At 60.6% G+C, this 17071-nt stretch carries 20 protein-coding genes; 7 read left to right on the forward strand and 13 right to left on the reverse strand.

Annotation, left to right across the window (positions count from 1 at the left end):
• Nucleotides 1-79 precede the first annotated feature (79 nt).
• Nucleotides 80-916: a M90 family metallopeptidase gene (locus CLH61_RS10640; protein WP_099614722.1), complete on the forward strand. Its 837-nt coding sequence runs from the start codon at nucleotides 80-82 to the stop codon at nucleotides 914-916.
• Here CLH61_RS10640 and CLH61_RS10645 read toward each other — a convergent pair.
• The 6 genes from CLH61_RS10645 to CLH61_RS10670 form a co-directional block, all read right to left on the reverse strand.
• On the reverse strand, nucleotides 911-1372 hold the full coding sequence (locus CLH61_RS10645; protein WP_099614723.1) for a methyltransferase family protein: 462 nt from the start codon (nucleotides 1370-1372) through the stop codon (nucleotides 911-913). The genes CLH61_RS10640 and CLH61_RS10645 overlap by 6 nt on opposite strands.
• Before the next feature lie 25 nt (nucleotides 1373-1397).
• Nucleotides 1398-1853: a MaoC family dehydratase gene (locus tag CLH61_RS10650; RefSeq protein ID WP_099614724.1), complete on the reverse strand. Its 456-nt coding sequence runs from the start codon at nucleotides 1851-1853 to the stop codon at nucleotides 1398-1400.
• A 67-nt stretch (nucleotides 1854-1920) separates the two neighbouring features.
• Nucleotides 1921-3000 (reverse strand): GGDEF domain-containing protein, encoded by a 1080-nt coding sequence (locus CLH61_RS10655; RefSeq protein WP_228152613.1) that lies wholly within the window; start codon nucleotides 2998-3000, stop codon nucleotides 1921-1923.
• 130 nt (nucleotides 3001-3130) lie between these two features.
• The gene (locus tag CLH61_RS10660) at nucleotides 3131-3937 is read right to left on the reverse strand and encodes a DODA-type extradiol aromatic ring-opening family dioxygenase (protein WP_099614726.1); all 807 of its coding nucleotides are present in this window, start codon (nucleotides 3935-3937) and stop codon (nucleotides 3131-3133) included.
• 48 nt (nucleotides 3938-3985) lie between these two features.
• A complete protein-coding gene (locus CLH61_RS10665; RefSeq protein WP_099614727.1) occupies nucleotides 3986-4933 on the reverse strand; it encodes a glutathione S-transferase family protein in 948 nt (315 codons plus the stop codon).
• A gap of 95 nt (nucleotides 4934-5028) precedes the next feature.
• Nucleotides 5029-5508, reverse strand: a complete 480-nt coding sequence (locus CLH61_RS10670) for a DoxX family protein (protein ID WP_099614969.1) — start codon at nucleotides 5506-5508, stop codon at nucleotides 5029-5031.
• Nucleotides 5509-5670: 162 nt separating this feature from the next.
• Here CLH61_RS10670 and CLH61_RS10675 point away from each other — a divergent pair, with 162 nt between their 5' ends.
• The 5 genes from CLH61_RS10675 (at nucleotide 5671) to CLH61_RS10695 (ending at nucleotide 9191) form a co-directional block, all read left to right on the forward strand.
• A complete protein-coding gene (locus CLH61_RS10675) occupies nucleotides 5671-6579 on the forward strand; it encodes a LysR family transcriptional regulator (RefSeq protein WP_099614728.1) in 909 nt (302 codons plus the stop codon).
• 43 nt (nucleotides 6580-6622) lie between these two features.
• Nucleotides 6623-7855: an RNA polymerase sigma factor gene (locus tag CLH61_RS10680; protein ID WP_099614729.1), complete on the forward strand. Its 1233-nt coding sequence runs from the start codon at nucleotides 6623-6625 to the stop codon at nucleotides 7853-7855.
• An 80-nt stretch (nucleotides 7856-7935) separates the two neighbouring features.
• The gene (locus CLH61_RS10685; RefSeq protein ID WP_099614730.1) at nucleotides 7936-8445 is read left to right on the forward strand and encodes a VOC family protein; all 510 of its coding nucleotides are present in this window, start codon (nucleotides 7936-7938) and stop codon (nucleotides 8443-8445) included.
• A gap of 17 nt (nucleotides 8446-8462) precedes the next feature.
• Nucleotides 8463-8822, forward strand: coding sequence for a YciI family protein (locus CLH61_RS10690; protein ID WP_099614731.1), 360 nt, complete (start codon nucleotides 8463-8465; stop codon nucleotides 8820-8822).
• Between the two features lie 15 nt (nucleotides 8823-8837).
• The gene (locus CLH61_RS10695; RefSeq protein WP_099614732.1) at nucleotides 8838-9191 is read left to right on the forward strand and encodes a DUF1428 domain-containing protein; all 354 of its coding nucleotides are present in this window, start codon (nucleotides 8838-8840) and stop codon (nucleotides 9189-9191) included.
• An 8-nt stretch (nucleotides 9192-9199) separates the two neighbouring features.
• Here the strand turns inward: CLH61_RS10695 and CLH61_RS10700 are convergent, their stop codons facing one another.
• The 7 genes from CLH61_RS10700 to CLH61_RS10730 form a co-directional block, all read right to left on the reverse strand.
• Nucleotides 9200-11410, reverse strand: coding sequence for an OsmC domain/YcaO domain-containing protein (locus CLH61_RS10700; RefSeq protein WP_099614733.1), 2211 nt, complete (start codon nucleotides 11408-11410; stop codon nucleotides 9200-9202).
• Nucleotides 11411-11489: 79 nt separating this feature from the next.
• Nucleotides 11490-12026, reverse strand: a complete 537-nt coding sequence (locus CLH61_RS10705; protein WP_228152614.1) for a copper chaperone PCu(A)C — start codon at nucleotides 12024-12026, stop codon at nucleotides 11490-11492.
• A 120-nt stretch (nucleotides 12027-12146) separates the two neighbouring features.
• Complete coding sequence (locus CLH61_RS10710) at nucleotides 12147-13256, reverse strand: dihydrolipoamide acetyltransferase family protein (protein WP_099614734.1); 1110 nt, start codon at nucleotides 13254-13256, stop codon at nucleotides 12147-12149.
• Complete coding sequence (locus tag CLH61_RS10715; protein ID WP_273166401.1) at nucleotides 13253-14245, reverse strand: alpha-ketoacid dehydrogenase subunit beta; 993 nt, start codon at nucleotides 14243-14245, stop codon at nucleotides 13253-13255. The genes CLH61_RS10710 and CLH61_RS10715 overlap by 4 nt, the downstream gene beginning before the upstream one ends.
• A complete protein-coding gene (gene pdhA / locus CLH61_RS10720) occupies nucleotides 14242-15324 on the reverse strand; it encodes a pyruvate dehydrogenase (acetyl-transferring) E1 component subunit alpha (RefSeq protein ID WP_099614735.1) in 1083 nt (360 codons plus the stop codon). Before pdhA ends, CLH61_RS10715 begins: the two co-directional genes overlap by 4 nt.
• A gap of 236 nt (nucleotides 15325-15560) precedes the next feature.
• On the reverse strand, nucleotides 15561-16079 hold the full coding sequence (locus CLH61_RS10725) for a phosphate-starvation-inducible PsiE family protein (protein ID WP_099614736.1): 519 nt from the start codon (nucleotides 16077-16079) through the stop codon (nucleotides 15561-15563).
• 39 nt (nucleotides 16080-16118) lie between these two features.
• Nucleotides 16119-16457, reverse strand: a complete 339-nt coding sequence (locus tag CLH61_RS10730; RefSeq protein WP_099614737.1) for a zinc ribbon domain-containing protein YjdM — start codon at nucleotides 16455-16457, stop codon at nucleotides 16119-16121.
• Nucleotides 16458-16585: 128 nt separating this feature from the next.
• Here CLH61_RS10730 and CLH61_RS10735 point away from each other — a divergent pair, with 128 nt between their 5' ends.
• Complete coding sequence (locus tag CLH61_RS10735) at nucleotides 16586-17041, forward strand: YaiI/YqxD family protein (protein ID WP_099614738.1); 456 nt, start codon at nucleotides 16586-16588, stop codon at nucleotides 17039-17041.
• The last annotated feature ends 30 nt before the right edge of the window (nucleotides 17042-17071 follow it).

Raw genomic sequence — 17071 nt, forward strand, 5'->3', positions numbered from 1 at the left:
CGGCTCCTTGCTGTCACATTGTTCTGCCTGCGTGTCGGGTTTACTATCACCGGGTCCGCTCTGCAACCAAAGGCTCCGGATGTCGTCACCCCTCGTGTTTGCTGTCACCGCCGTCATCATCATCGCCGTGGCGGTTTTCTACCTGTTCTTCTACCGGGACTGGCGCCGGCAAAGGGAGCTGCGGCGGCCATTCCCGGAGCCCTGGCGAAAAATCCTCGAAACCCGCGTCCCGCTGTATACACGGCTGCCCGCCAGCCTGAAACTGCAGCTGGAGCAACATGTGCGGTTATTTGTTGCGGAGAAAAACTTCTACGGCTGCGACGGCTTTGCCATCAACGACGAGGTACGAATCACCATCGCCGGCCACGCCTGCCTGCTGACGCTGGCGCGTCGCTGGTCAGACTTTGACGAGGTAAAGAGCATCCTGGTGTATCCCGATGTCTACCGGGTTGAAGAAACAGAAGACGACGGCATCGTGGTCAGTGTCAGCCACGAGGTCCGCGCCGGCGAAGCCTCGGACTTTGGCCGGGTGGTGCTGTCATGGACGGAATGCGAGGCGGCCTCCCGGCCCGGCAGCCTCCACAATGTCATCCTCCATGAATTCGCCCATCAACTGGACTACCTGGATGGCGCTGCCGATGGTGCACCGCCACTCAGTGGTACCCAGGCCCGCCAGTGGCAGCAAACCATGACCGACGCCTACCAGCACCTGCGCCATTCACTGAGCCATCACCAGCACAGCTGGCTGGATCCCTATGGCGCTACCGAACCTGCCGAGTTCTTCGCCGTACTGACGGAAGCGTTTTTTCAGCAGCCGCGCCACCTGGCGGACGAACAACCTGCGGTATATGCAGCGCTTTGCGGGTTCTACCGGATCAACCTGCTGGAACTCGACACCGCCGACGCCACGCTATAGCCAGCGGCGTACCCGCGACCGGTAGGCGGTATAGGCGTCGCCGAAAACGCCCTGCAGAGCCCGCTCTTCCGGCGTAATCTGAAAACAGTTCAGATACAGGATAAATCCCGCAACCCCCAGCAGCGACCAGGGTGAGGCCAGGAAAACGCCCCAGCTCAGCAGGATGGCCGCGAAGCCCACGTACATCGGATTGCGGGAAAACCGGTAGATTCCGGAGTCCACCAGCGCCGTGGCGGCCTCCGGAGTGCGCGGATCAACGGTTGTCCTGGCCCGGCGGAACGACACCACACCGGCCACACAGAAGAACACTCCCAGGGCCAGTATGAGCGCGGTAACACCCAGGCGAATCCCACCTGGCATCGCGACACTTCCCGCCAGCCGGGAAATACCCCACATCAGGCCACCAGCAATTACCACCAGTGCCAGCGGCGGAATCCTGCTCTCAAGTAACTTCATCGTTGCTCTGGGTTCCCTTATCGATTCAATGTTGCTCGGCCATCATGGCGGCCATGACTCTCCGCTCCTCTTCCCCTGGCAACACTCCTGTCAGCCAGGCCTCAATCACCGTCTCACCATGCTGGTTCGACAGCACTGCCTCTGCCCTGGCCCGGTTCCGCTCATCCACCTCGGTAATGGTGAACACGCAGGTCACCCTGTCACCGAAATACACCGGGCGCCGGAAGCGGAAATTCATTCCCGAGGCAAACCAGCCGATCTGACCACCCACCTCGGTGATCATGCCACCCACCAGCAAACCATGGCAGCACCGCCCCTGCAGATTCTTCGCACTGGCAAACCGGTCATCAAAATGAACCGGGTTCTGATCCCCGCTGATCGTTCCGAAGACCCCGGCCTCTTCTTCGGAAAAGGTACGGGAGATCGTGAATGCATCACCCGCTTTCAGGCCCCGGATGGCCTGCTGTCTAATCCTGGACATCAAGAACTCTCTTTCCCGTTAACACCCGAAATCACCGTTACCGCGCTGGACAGGGCAATTTGCCCGATTATGAGTCAGAACCCGCCAGTTCCGGAACAACCCCACCCATCGCCACGCGATTTCGCCCTTCCGCCTTGGCCCGATACAGAGCCCGGTCAGCGCGGGTGATGGTCGCCCTCAGATCTTCACCCGGACCAAACTCGCTGACACCTGCGCTGATCGTTACAGTGAGGTCAAGACCGGTCGCCTTGCGCCAGTCATAATTCCGCAACGCCGCCCGAATTCGTTCAGCACTCTCCCGGGCAATCCCGATATCGGCCTCCGGCAAGAGCGCGAGGTACTCCTCTCCGCCCCACCGCGCGATCTGGTCCTGCTTGCGCAACTGAGCCAGCAAAACCTCCGTAATTCCGAGCAGTACCTTGTCGCCAACATCATGGCCAAACTGGTCATTGATCGACTTGAAATGATCCACATCCAACAGAATAACCCCGGCCGGACGACCGGTGCGGCAGAACCGGGCCAGCTCCTTCTCGGCGAGATCGGTCATGTGACGGCGATTGAGCAGGCCGGTCAGCGGGTCGGTCGTTGCCAGCTGACGAAGCTTGCGACTGGCACTGGTAACCATCGAGAGGTAGAAGAACGACAGGTAACTGAACATGGCGAAAACCACGCTCAGATTGAACAGATGCACCGCCAGCAAGGCGCCCGGGGTAACAGGTTGCAGGGGCTCGATGGTCCACATCAGCACATCCAGCCCGACGTAGTAGCCCCAGAGCACCAGCAACGCGATCACCGCACCCCGCAGACTGGCACTGACAAACAGCGCAGGAATGAACATCAGCAGGTAATAATGAAAACCACTTTCCCAGCCGATCAGGACGGTACCAAGCCCGGCGTGGACCAGGACCTCGGTCCAGATCAGGCCTACCGCCAGGCGGTTCCGCCGCCGGCCAAGGGCGTGATAGGCCGCCACGTACATGGCGACGCTGACCACGTTGACCCAGGCAAGAATGGGTGAACCGAGCAGGTGAAAGAGGAAGAAAAAAGCGACATCGATCGACCCGGCAATCTGGCAACAACGCCGGGCAACCTGCCAGAACTGCGGGCGGCGCTCCGGTGAGGTTTCCCTGACAGCGGAAGAACTCATGCTTTCCATATACGTTGACAGATCCGTTTGAACTGACCTACAGCGTAAACCCAAACCTGCAAAGATGCTCCCGAAGAACTGCAAACTTCTGAAAATTCTCGTGCTGCCACACCCACTGACGGATCCCGGGTCAGTTGACCCGCCAGTAAAACATCCCTGATTTCTTCCCCAGTATTGTTGCCGAAACATGGCGTTCACTGGCCTTGCCGGCCAGTCCGTAGCACACATGCAATGGCAGCAGGTGCTCCTCTCGGGGATGACAGAAGCGGGCGTAAGGTGCGAGCTCCCAGTGGATCAGGCGCTCGGCGCGCTCCGACTCGCCCATATCATTAGCGGTGCAAGTGTGCTCCAGCCAGTCTTCGAAGGCCTGGTTGTGCGCCTGAATATCCGGAGTATTCGGTGCAAAAAATGCTCGCATATTATGAAACGAGAAACCGGATCCGATCACCAGCAGGTTGTCGTAGTCCAGCGCCTGCAGCGCCCGGCCGATCGCCAGATGGGCAGCGGCATCCAGGCTGTTCACCAGGGACAGCTGCACACACGGGATATCCGCATTCGGATACATCAGCTTGAGAGGCACGAACACGCCATGATCCAACCCCCGCTGTTCGTCCAGCCGTGCGGAGATCCCGGCGTTTTCCAGCGCCTGCCGGACCTGCTCCGCCAGTGCCGGCTCGCCCGGACAGGGATATTGGATTTCGTAGGACTCGGGCGGGAACCCATAATAGTCGTAGATCAGCCCCGGATTGGCACCCGAGCTGACGGTCGGCACGGCTTCTTCCCAGTGCGCACTAATGACGAGTATGGCGGAGGGCTTGCGCAACGTGCCGGCAAGTCCGGTAAGCCGGTCGACCATTTCACGGTGGCCCGGATCCCCCAGCAGCGGCATTGGCCCGCCGCCGTGGGAAATAAACAAAACGTCAGTCTGGTTGCTCATGGCTATGCTCCCTGGAAACCATTCATGGTCGGACGCCATCGTGCAACATCAGAGAGCGTCGGGCCCGGCGGGCACGATCCCGCCGGGGTTCAACGCCTTGATGGAGTAATAGCCCGCCTTGATGTGGTCAATATTTACGGTGCCGGCGATGCCCTCAAGCGCCAGGATCCGCCGCATGTAGGCATGCAGGTGCGGCATTTCCCGAAGCGTATTACGGTTGCACTTGAACAACCCGTGATAGGCGGCATCAAAGCGCACCAGGGTTACGAACAGCCGCACATCGGTTTCGGTCAGGCGATCACCGAACAGATAGCGGCGGCCATCGGCCAGGCAGGACTCCAGCTCATCCAGTGCGGAAAAAACCCGGTCATAGGCCTCGTCATAGGCCTTCTGGCTGGACGCAAAGCCTGCCTGATATACACCGTTGTTCAGGTTCCGGTAGATAAAGTCGTTCAGCAAGGCAATCTCGCCGGCGAGATCCTCGGGATGGAGGTCCGGGCCCTCATTCACAATTCCGGCGAACGCGCTGTTCAGCATGCGGACGATATCGGCCGATTCATTGTTGACGATGGTCCCCGTCTGCCGGTCCCATAACACCGGCACAGTCGCACGACCGGAGATTTGCGGATCGGCGCGGGTGTACAGCTCATGCATGTAACGCACGCCGTTCAGCGCATCCTCGTCGGCACCGGGATAATCCCCAAGCTGCCAGCCCTGATCCGTCAACCGCGGGTTGACGACGGTTACACCGATAACATCCTGCAACCCTTTCAGCTCGCGGACCATCAACGTCCGCGACGCCCAGGGGCAGATATACGCGACATAAAGATGATAACGGCCCTGCTCAGCCCGGAAACCGCCGGCACCGGTGGGACCGGGTTTGCCATCCGGCGTGACCCAGTTGCGGAAAGACGAGGTCTGCCGGATGAACCTCCCCTCATCATCTTTCGACTGCACCGGCTGCCAGTTTTCTTGCCATACACCGTTAACCAGCATGATCAAACCCTCCTCTTGCGATGCCCCCGGATGATGGCACACCCCCGCTCAGGGGGCGTGCCGGTCATCGTGTTATCGCCCGGTACCCGGCGTACTCAGTGACCAGTGACTATGCGCTGTCCGCGACCGCCAGCAAATCGCTCCAGAAGCACATTGTCCAGTGCGAACCGTCCACCGCCCTGGATTGCGAGAGACAAGGATACCGCCGCCAGGGTCAGCGCGTACTCGTAGCCATTATTGGCCATGAACAGGCCATTACCGATATGCACCGCGAACAGCGCCACCAGCATGGTAAAGGCCGCAACCAGCGCCGCCGGTCGGGTCAGCAGGCCCAACACCAGCGCCAGTCCGCCAAAGAATTCGGCACTACCGGCCAGCAGGGCCATCAGGTAACCCGGCCCGAGGCCAATACTCGCCAGCCACTGCCCGGTGCCTTCCAGGCCATAACCACCAAACCAGCCAAAAAGCTTCTGGGCGCCGTGGGCCGCAAGAATCAATCCAACCGGGACCCGCAGGACGAGCGCGGCAAAGCCACCGTTGGAACGGAACAGCGCCTGTGCAAATTGAGTGTTCATGTTGATCACCTCGAATCTTTCTCTGTTGATGTGCCCCGAAGCCCCGCCTCAGGAGATGTAGCCACTTTACTATCATCGAATCGAAAGACTAAGATCGCTATTGTTGCTTTATTATCAACATATCAACGATAATCTGGAGTGCTCCCTGAACAGGACATATCCATGGACCGTATCGATGCCATGCGGGCCTTCGTCACGGTGGTGAGCGAAGGCTCTTTCACCCGTGCCGCTGACCGGCTGGAACTGTCACCTCAACTGGTCAGCAAATACGTTTCCCAGCTGGAACACCACCTGGGCACCCGCCTGCTTAACCGTACCACCCGCAAGATCCACCTGACGGAGGCGGGCGCCCGCTACCATCAACGTGCCCAGCAAGTGCTCAACGACATCGACGATATGGAGAACCAGCTCGGCGACCTGCAGGGCGAGGCTCGCGGCCGGCTGCGCATCAGTGCCCCGGTTTCCTTCGCCATCCGCCACATGGCCCCTCTGTTGGCCGAATTCCAGGCGGCCCACCCTGCCGTGGGCATTGACCTGCAACTGAACGACCGCAAGGTTGATATCGTCGAGGAAGGATTCGATATCGCCCTGCGCATTGGCCACCTTAAAAGCTCGTCGCTGATTGCCAGGCGCATTGCACCGGTACGCCTGGTGATGTGCGCGGCCCCCGCTTACCTGGCGCGACACGGCACCCCCCGGCAACCGGAGGACCTCCGGGACCATCGCTACCTGCGCTACAGCTATATGGATCCGGAGGCCGGTCAACCGGTGTTCCGGTGGCTGCAAAGCGAGGGTGGCAGCCGGGACAGTGACCTGGTCAGCAACAATGGTGATGTGCTGGTGGAAGCCGCCATTGCCGGCGCCGGCATCGCCATCCAGCCCACCTTTATAGCCGGCGAGGCTATCCGCGACGGCAAACTGCGCATCCTGCTGCCAGATCACGAACCGGAGCCGCTGGCGCTCTATGCGGTGTATGCACACCGGCAACTGCTGGCCAGCAAGGTGCGCAGTTTTATCGACTTCCTCGACGGCTATTTTGGCGACCCGCCCTATTGGGACCGGTTCGATTGAGATAAGGTTAAGCGGTCAGCGTGGATTTCACGGGTGGAGACGGATGACCAGCCATCAATATGACCTCGGACAGCTGTACCAGCAACAATCCCGCCGGGTACTGGCGACACTGATTCGCCTGCTCGGTGATTTCGCCCTCGCCGAGGAGGCCATGCAAGAGGCGTTTGCTGCGGCGGTCCGCCAATGGCCAGGGGAAGGGGTACCCGACAACCCCGTCGCCTGGCTGATTCGCGCCGGGCATCGCAAGGGTATCGACCAGATTCGGCGCAAACAGACCGCCCAGCACTATTCCTATCTCGTGGCAACGCCGGACGACCCGGTTGTCGATACCGATGATCCATCGATTGAAGACGACCAGCTCCGGTTGCTGTTCACCTGTTGCCACCCGGGCCTGTCCATGGATGCCCGGGTCGCCATGACCCTGCGGGAGATGTGTGGACTGACCACCGAGCAGGTCGCCAGTGCCCTCCTGCAAAAACCGGCCACGCTCGCCCAGCGCATTGTGCGTGCCAAGAAGAAAATCCGTGATGCGGGCATACCCTACGAAGTGCCCGATGCGAAGCAGCTTCCCGAACGACTGCCCGGCGTCTTGCAGGTTATCTATCTGGTCTTTAACGAGGGCTATTCCCGCAGTGAGGGTGAATCGGTGGTGGATGTCAGTCTGTCGGCGGAAGCCATTCGCCTGGCGGGAGCACTGACCCAGTTGTTGCCCCAGGGGGAGGTGTTCGGGTTGCTGGCGTTGATGCTGCTGCACGACTCACGACGCCCGGCCCGCCAGGATGCCAGTGGCGAGCTGATCACGCTGGAAGACCAGGACCGTACCCTCTGGAACGAGGCGAGCATCCGTCAGGGCCTGCAATCGCTGGAGCACGCCCTTGCCAGCACACCCATGGGCATCTACACCCTGCAGGCATCCATTGCTGCGGTCCATGCCCGGGCCGCCCGGGCCGAGGATACCGACTGGGCCCGGATTGTTCGCCTGTACGACGCGCTGTACCGCCGGCAGCCTTCTCCGGTGATCGCCCTCAACCGCGCGGCGGCCGTCGCCATGCGTGACACACCGGCGGATGGCCTGGCACTGCTGGAGCAGCTTACCAGCCACAAGGAAATCCTCGGTTACCACCTGTTCCACGCCGCCCGGGCCGACCTGCACCGCCGGGCGGGTAACCGGGCATCCGCCATCAGTGCCTACCAGCGAGCGCTGGCCCTGGCCACCCAGGGCCCGGAACGGCGCTTTCTCGAGCGCCGGCTGAAGGAACTGGACAGCGCCTCCTGAAAAGAATTTTTAGCCCCCCTGTCGATTGCCACCGGTGTTGTGCGACTTAACCGTAAAACCCACCGAAGGAGAAGGACATCATGAAAGAACTGTTGATGCGCAAGGCAGAGATGGACGACGAAAACAGTGGCTTGCCCCGGGGGGACATGCTGCAGGACCTGGATCGACTCCCCCTGGAGATGAATGTGCATGTGGGCTTCCCCGGCAACTGTCGCGAGGCCATGACCTTCTACCAGGAGGTGACGGGCGGCCAGCTGGAGGCGATGCTCAGCTTCGGGGAAACCCCGGCCGCCGAAGGTGTACCGGCGGACTGGCATGACAAGATCATTCATGCCTCCGTCAATATACGCGGGCGTCGCCTGATGGGGGCGGATGCCATGGGTGATTGTTACGAGGCTCCCCAGGGCGCGCAGATCCACCTGGAATACGGGAATCCGGAGCAGGCAGAACGGGTATTCCGTCAACTTGGGGAGGGCGGCGCCGTGATCATGCCATTTGAGGAGACGTTCTGGGCACAGCGGTTCGGAATGACCCGGGACCGTTTCGGAGTGCAGTGGATGATCAGCTGTCAGACCAGGTCCTGCCTGTAAACGACAAGGAGGAAACCATGAAATACGTCGCCCTGGTCTACTACCAGGAGAGCATTATCAACGCCATGACCGAGCAGGAATGGCACGACCTCAACCAGGAATGCGTGGCCGGTGTGGAGCGACTGACCTCCCAGGGCAATTACGTCACCGGCCAGCCTCTGCAGCCGGTCGACACCGCCACCACCGTGCGGGTACGCAACGGAGAGCTGCTGGTAACCGACGGCCCGTTCGCGGAAACCAAAGAACAACTGGCTGGGTTCTACCTGCTGGAGGCCAGAGATCTTAATGAAGCACTGCAACTGGCCGGCCGGATACCGCCGGCACGCTTCGGTAGCATTGAAGTGCGTCCGGTACGGGAGCTCCCCCCCAAAGACTGAACAAGGAGAAACACCATGAGTTATGTCGATGGATTTGTTGCTGCAGTACCAACCGCCAACAAGGCGAAATACATCAGGCACGCCAGCGACGCCGCTGCGGTCTTCAAGGAATACGGCGCTCTGAAGATAGTGGAATGCTGGGGCGATGACGTGCCTGACGGCGAAATCACCTCATTTCCCATGGCGGTGAAATGCCGTCCGGACGAGACCGTCATCTTCTCATGGCTGGTCTGGCCGTCCCGCGAAGTGCGGGACCAGGCCATGCCCAGGCTTATGGAAGACCCCCGCCTGAAACCAGATGTAAATCCCATGCCGTTTGATGGCAAGCGATTAATCTACGGGGGCTTTGAAGTCGTGGTTGACGAATAGCCGGGCGTTCAGGCGAGGCCTGGCCCGGCCCGGTCCAGGCCGGCAATCCTGGCCCTGGCCGCATGCAGCTTCTTGTAGCTTTCAATCAGCCGCAAGTGCTTGTCCAGTCCCTCCAGCTGCATGTTGGTCGGGGTCAGGCCGTGGAAGCGGACGGTGCCGTCTACTGAACCTGCCACTGCCTGCATGGTTGCCTCGCCGAACATGCGACGGAAATTGTGCAGGTAGTCGGCCAGCTCCAGCTCGTCGTCCAGAGTCACCTCCAGTACCGCCTGCATGGCCTGGTAGAACAGCCCGCGCTCGACGGTGTTGTCGTTGAACTGCAGGAAGGTTTCCACCAGCTCAAGTGCTTCCTCATGCTGTTGCAGCGCCAGGTAGATAAGCAGCTTCAGTTCCAGAATGGTGAGCTGTCCCCACACCGTGTTTTCATCGAACTCGATGCCGATCAGCGTGGTGATGGTCATGTAGACGTCGAGTTCGCTCTCCTCGAGCCGCTCCGCCAGGTCGGCCAGGTCCTCGTCACTGAGGCGATGAAGGTTGAGAATGTCCTCACGGAATGCCAGCGCCATGTTGGTGTTGTCCCACACCAGATCTTCCACCGGGTAGACCTCGGAATAACCCGGCACCAGAATCCGGCACACCGGGGCGCCCAGTTCTTCGAAGACCGCCATGTAGCATTCCTTGCCCATGTCCTTGAGGATGCCGAACAAAGTGGCCGCCTCTTCGGCATTGGTGCCGGAGAAATCCCATTCGCAGAAGTCAAAGTCGGCCCTGGCGTTAAAAAAGCGCCAGGACACCACGCCACTCGAGTCGATAAAGTGCTCGACATAGTTGTTGGGCTCGGTCACCGCCATGGAGTTGAACGTCGGTGGCGGCAGGTCGTTCAGGCCCTCGAAGCTGCGGCCTTGCAGCAGTTCGGTGAGGCTGCGCTCCAGGGCCACATGGAAACTCGGATGGGCCCCGAAGGACGCGAAAACACCGCCGGTCTTCGGGTTCATCAGAGTGACGCAGGCCACCGGGAACTGCCCGCCCAGTGACGCATCCTTCACCAGTACCGGGAAACCCTGACTCTCCAGCGCCTCGATGGCCTCCACAAGTTCGGGGTACTTTTCCAGTACCTGGCGGGGGACATCCGGCAACGCGATCTCGCCTTCAATAATCTGCCGCTTCACACCCCGCTCGAAGATTTCCGACAGGCACTGCACCTGCGCTTCGTGCAGGGTGTTACCGGCACTCATGCCGTTACTCAGAAACAGGTTCTCGATCAGGTTGGAGGGGAAATACACCACCTCACCGTCCGACTGGCGCACATAGGGCAGCGCACAGATACCGCGCTCGACGTTGCCGGAGTTGGTATCAATCAGGTTTGACCCGCACAGCTCGCCTTCCGGGTTATAGATGGCCAGGCAGTGGTCATCCAGAATTCCCTCCGGCAGCTCGTCCTCTGGCCCCGGCTGAAACCACTTCTCGTTCGGATAATGAACAAACTCACTGTTGGCGATGTCCTCGCCAAAAAACTGGTCGTTATAGAAGAAGTTGCAGTTCAGCCGTTCGATAAATTCACCCAACGCCGAACACAGCGCGCTCTCCTTGGTGGCGCCTTTGCCATTGGTAAAGCACATGGGCGAGGCGGCATCACGGATGTGCAGCGACCAGACATGGGGCACGATATTGCGCCAGGAAGCGATCTCGATCTTCATGCCCAGCTCCGCCAGGATGGCGGTCATGTTGGCGATGGTCTGCTCCAGTGGCAGATCCTTGCCTTCGATAAAGGTCCGGTGCTCGCTGTCCGGCTTGACCATCAGCAGGGCCTGGGCGTCCTCGTCGAGGTTGTCTACCGTCTCGATCTCGAACGTCGGGCCGGTCTGCACCACTTTCTTTACCGTGCAGCGATCAATTGACCGCAGGATGCCCTGCCGGTCCTTTTCCGAGAGGTCTTCGGGCAGCTCGACCTGGATCTTGAAAATCTGGTTGTAACGGTTTTCCGGATCGACAATGTTGTTCTGCGACAGGCGGATATTGTCGGTCGGAATATTGCGCGCCAGGCAGTAGACCCGGACAAAGTAGGCCGCGCACAACGCGGAGGATGCCAGGAAGTAGTCGAAGGGGCCGGGGGCGGACCCATCCCCCTTGTAGCGAATGGGCTGGTCGGCGATAACGGTGAAGTCGTCAAACTTGGCTTCAAGTCTGAGGTTATCGAGAAAATTGACGTTGATTTCCATTGCGGGGCACCAGGCTTGGAGAATTTGGCGAGCTGTACGACATGAACCCGCCATTATCCAGTTTTTGCGGTGCTACGCACTAATGGGAATGCACGGAATGCTCCATCTTCGCGGGTTGGCCATCCAGCGGCTGGACCATCAGCTCGAGGCGAACGTCCGGTGCCCCGTCAAAACTCAGGGTCAACGGAATGTTTTCGCCCTCCCGCAGGGGCTCCTTCAGTCTTTCCAGCATCAGATGGTAGCTGTGGGGCTTGAGCTCCACGGTTTCGCCGGCCGCGATGACGAGCCCCTCTTTCAGGGGTTCCATCCGCATGACGCCGTCCTGCATCCGGCTCTGGTGAATGGACACCTGGCCGGCCCGGGGGCTGTCGGCGGCAATCAGGGTGATCGGCTGGTCGCCGGTGTTGGTAATGGTCATATAACCGACGCCCATGGCAGCACCCGGGGGCGTGGGTCGGGACCACGGATTGTGGATGCGGAGCGCGCTGTGCTGGTCAGCCTGCGGCTGGGCCTGCATGTTGTGCTGGCTATGATCGGCAGCCGTCGCCAGGGTGGCGGTGCAGGCGGTCGTAGCAGTCAGTATCAGGGTGGCAGCGATGTTGATCAGTCGGGGCATGGCGTCTCGCGCTCTTGTGTCCGGAAAAGGGTTGTCATCAGCAGGGGACAGTTTTGCCGCTAAGTTGATGGATGACAACCCTTGAGCCCCGCTTCGGGGCTGCCGCTGATTGTCTCCACCCTAGGGCTTCTCCAGCGCCGCGATCAGCGCGGCCATGAACCGCGCGGCTTCGCCGCCGGTAGCAGAGCGGTGATCAAAGGTCAGCGACAGGGGCAGGATGCGACGAATGGTCGCAGCCCCTTCGTGGGGTACCACCTTGTCGCGGATGTGGCCCGCGCCAACGATGGCCACCTGTGGTGGCGTGACCACCGGGTTGGCGTATTCGCCCGCCAGGGTGCCGAAGTTGGACAGGGTGATGGTGGCCCCCTGCATTTCCTTGGGCGGAATCTTGCGGGTACGGACCGCTTCGCGCAGGTTTTCCAGCCCCTTGCGCAGGTCCTTGAGGGAGCGGTGGGTGATATCCCGTAACACCGGCACAAACAGACCATCAGGGGTGTCCACGGCGATGCCGACATGAACCTCTGTCAGCAGTCTGCGGCTGAGATTGTCACCATCAAACCAGCAATTCATGTCCGGTGCCGCTTCACAGGCCTGGCCGATGGCCTGAACCAGGCGCATGGTGATGTCGGTGCCCGGTTTCCAGTCATTGATGTCGGCGTCCTCGAAGATCGACACCGGCACCACCTGGGCATGGGACAAGGCCATGTTCCTGGCCATGGTACGGCGGGTTCCGCGCAGCGGTTCCGCATCGCCCAGCGCCTTCTGATGACTGGCCTGGCGGTGGACGTCATCGTTGGTAATCAGCCCGCCGGGGCCACTGCCCTTGATCTGCTCCAGGCTCACCCCGAGCCGCTCTGCCAGCGCCCTCACCCCCGGCGTCGCGCGATTGGCCCGCGCCCGCTTGCTGGACGCGGCGGCGCCCACAATAAACTGGTCCTGCCTGCTGCCGGTATCGGCTTTTTTCAGCTCACCGACCACCGTGCCGCTGTCATCCCCTTCCCCCTCGAAAGCCAGCAAGGGTTCACCGGTGTGGATGATGTCACCGGGCTCGCCATACAGCCTGGCGATGGTCCCTGCTTCCGGCGACGGCACCTCGACAATCGCCTTGGCGGTTTCCACCGAGACCAGGACCTGGTCCACCGCAACTGTGTCACCGACCTTGACGTGCCACTCCACAATTTCCGCTTCGGGCAGGCCCTCGCCCAGATCCGGCAGTTTGAAGTTCTTCATAGCGCAATCACCTGTTCCACAGCTTCAACAATGTCTGCCACGCCGGGCAGATACGCCTGTTCATTGCGGTAATACGGCATCACGGTGTCGTAGCCGGTCACCCGCACCACCGGGGCCTGCAGGTCCAGGAACGCACCCTCGGCAATGGAAGCGGCAATCTCCGCCCCCACGCCGCCGTTACGGCAGGCTTCGTGGACAATCACTGCGCGGCCGGTCTTGGCCACCGAACACAGCAGGGTTTCCCGGTCCAGCGGACTGACGGTGGCCACGTCGATAACCTCGGCAGTAATACCCTGCTCCGCCAGCTGATCCGCGGCCTGCAGGGTCTCCAGAATCGACGCACCCCAGCTGATCAGGGTGACATCGTCCCCTTCCCGCAGGGTGAAACAGCTGTCCAGCGGCAAGGCCTCGCCATTGTCCGCAACCGTCTGGGTGACGGCCCGGTAGATACGCTTGGGCTCCAGAAAAATCACCGGATCATTATTGCGAATGGCCGCCAGTAACAAGCCATAAGCACGTTGCGGTGAGCTGGGAATCACCACCCGCAGACCGGGAATGTGGGCGAACAGCGCCTCGGTGCTTTCGGAGTGATGCTCCGGAGCATGGATACCGCCGCCGAACGGCGCACGATAGACGATCGGACAATGCAGCCGGCCCCGGGTGCGGTTGCGCATCCGCGCCGCATGGCTGACGATCTGCTCCATTCCGGCATAGATGAACCCCATGAACTGGAATTCGGCGACCGGCCGCAGGCCCTGGGTCGCCATACCGATGGCGGTACCGGCAATCAGATTCTCCGCCAGCGGCGTGTCCATCACCCGCTTGAAACCAAAACGCTCCTTGAGCCCCACGGTCGCCCGGAATACCCCGCCGTTGGTGGCTATATCCTCACCCAGCACGACCACGTTCTCGTCGTGCTCCATCTCCCAGGCCAGGGCCATGTTGACCGCCTCGACCAGGGTTACGTCACGCATCTCGGCCTTGCTCATGACTCACCTCCCCGGTACTTGTTGGCAATTCGCTCGCGTTGCCCCTGAAGGGCGACCGGGAGGGTTTCAAACAGCGAGTCCAGCATCGCGGTGGGGGGCTCGGCTTCCGTCGCCAGGTACTCCTCCACGGCCTTGTCAACCAGGGCCCGGGCCTCGGCCTGCAGCGCCTTTTCCTTGTCCGCACTCCAGTGGCCATTATCGTGCAACCAGTTCTGCAGGCGCTTGATACCATCCTTCTCCCAGGCGCGCTTGAGGTCCTCTGCGGTGCGATAGCGAGTGGCATCATCCGCCGTGGTGTGATCCCCCAGCCGGTAGGTGACTGCTTCGATCAGGGTTCCGCCCTTGCCGCCCCGGGCCCGCTCCAGCGCGTTATCGAGCGCCTCCGAAGTGGCAAAGTAATCGTTACCATCAACCACGTGGCCGGGCAGGCCCGCGCTGATCGCCTTCTGGGCAATGGTCTCGGCCCCGGTCTGCAGGCTGCGGGGCGTCGAGATCGCCCACTGATTGTTGATGGCCACAAACACTACCGGCAGGTGCCAGGCGCCGGCCAGGTTGATACTCTCCAGAAAGTCGCCCTTCGATGTACCACCGTCCCCCACACAACAGACCACGGCACGGTCTTCACCGCGGATCCGGAACGCCGAGGCCACCCCGACCGCGTGACAGCACTGGGTGGCAATGGGGACTGAAATGGGCAGGTCTTGCGGGCACTCCGGCCAGTTCGCACTGCCCCGCTCGTCGCCGCCCCAGTACAGCAGCATTTCCTTCAGGCTCACTCCGCGCAGCATGTGCGCCGCCTGATCCCGGTAATAGGGCACGAACACATCGGTCTTCGCCATGCTCTGGCCAATCGCGGTACCAATGACCTCGTGCCCGAGCACCGAGGGATAGGTCCCGCATTTACCGGTACGCTGCAGGGCGATGGCTTTGGCGTCGAAGGTGCGGGTCAGCACCATGTTGCGGTAGGCGGCGAGAACACGATCACTGTCCTCTGCCAGGGGCGGCAGATCCCCCAGGGGCTTGCCGTGATTATCCAGATAGCGGGTGCTGTCCACATGAAATTCGTGGCGTTGTCTCATCCCATCCTCCTTACCCCGCGTTCTGGTAGAAACACTTGCTGCGCTGCCGTCCGCTTGTGGCGGACATGGTGTCAGCATCGGGGCTGGTCGATTTATTGTGAGCGTGGGTCACACGCTGTCGGGACATACACAGGGTGCCCGAAGACACGTTATCTAATGTTTAGACGATGGGGAGGGAATGATCAATCACGCGCAACTCGCGGCAGGAACGAACGCTGGCAGGACAACCCGCAGTATCAGTCATCCCATTCGTGCTGCTGGTTGCCCTGCCTGAGCAGCCAGTAGGTAATCCCCAGCGCCAGTGTTGTCGCGGCAATCCCGATCAGGTACATCGGCGTAAGCGTATCGAAATCCAGCACGATGACCTTTCGGGCAATGGCCATCAGCGCCGTTGCCACCACTAACTGGACCGGGAAGACATTGGTACCAAGGTACAGCCGGATATTGATGAAGATTTCCACCGCAATCAGCACCGCCATGAAGGCGCCGAACGTGTAGAAGATATCGTTGATATTCAGGAGCAGGAAGGGCGGCGTAACCAGTCGGTCGTAGATGATGTAGATGACATCACCCACCCCCCACAGGATCACCGCAACCATGAGCACCGCAAGCACGCGAATCGCAAACCGGATGATCCGGTGAAGTGCGCGGAAAAACGGATCAGGAAAGTCGACCGGGAGTTCCTGGTGCAGCTCGTGTTTTTTTACCGTCTGGGGATCGGGTTGATTTTCCCGCTCATGACCCTTCTCAGTCATTCACTGCCTCCAAGCGCTCCCGGATAAACACTGATTTGATCAGGCCTTCTTCACGAACTCCGATTTCAGCTTCATAGCACCGATGCCGTCAATCTTGCAATCAATATCGTGGTCGCCTTCCACCAGGCGGATATTCTTCACCTTGGTGCCGACCTTGACCACGAGGCTGGAGCCCTTGACCTTGAGGTCCTTGATCACCGTGACGGTGTCACCATCCTGCAGTTCGTTACCGTTGGCATCCCGGATCACCTTGCCCGCCGCCGCTTCGGCAGCCTCGGCCTCGGACCATTCATGGCCGCATTCCGGGCAGACAAGGTTGGGACCGTCTTCGTAGGTATACTCGGAACTGCATTTCGGACAGGGAGGAAGCTGGGACATTATCATTTCCTGTTAACTGAATGAGTGCACGATTATATACCATCAGAGCAATGATATTGCCCTGATCTATCGCCAGTATTGCCACAGCAGTTAAACTCTGCCCCAGGCCACCAACCAAGGAAAACCTCATGCCGATCTGGGTCGACGCCGACGCCTGCCCCGTGCCCATCCGGGAAATCCTCTGCCGTGCTGCCATACGCTGGCAGGTGCAAACCACCTTCATTGCCAACCACGTCATCAGCCTGCCGCCCAGCCCTTACATCCGCCGCCGGCAGGTACCCCAGGGATTTGATGTCGCCGACAATGAGATCATGGACCAGATGCACCAAGGCGACCTGGTCATCACCCAGGACATCCCCCTGGCTGCCGAGGCCATCGAAAAAGGCGCCGACGTGTTCAACCCGAGGGGCCAGGCCTTTACCAACGAGAATATTCGCCAGCGCCTTGCCATGCGTAACTTCATGGAAGAAATGCGCAACGCCGGCCAGGTGACCGGCGGCCCGTCCGCTTTCTCCCAGGGGGATCGCAAGGAATTTGCCGACCAGCTCGACCGCTGGCTGCAACGCAACATCAAACGATCCTGAGCCTCCCACCAATGCATTGATAATGATTCT

This window comes from Marinobacter profundi (assembly GCF_002744715.1).
Taxonomy (GTDB): Bacteria; Pseudomonadota; Gammaproteobacteria; order Pseudomonadales; family Oleiphilaceae; genus Marinobacter; species Marinobacter profundi.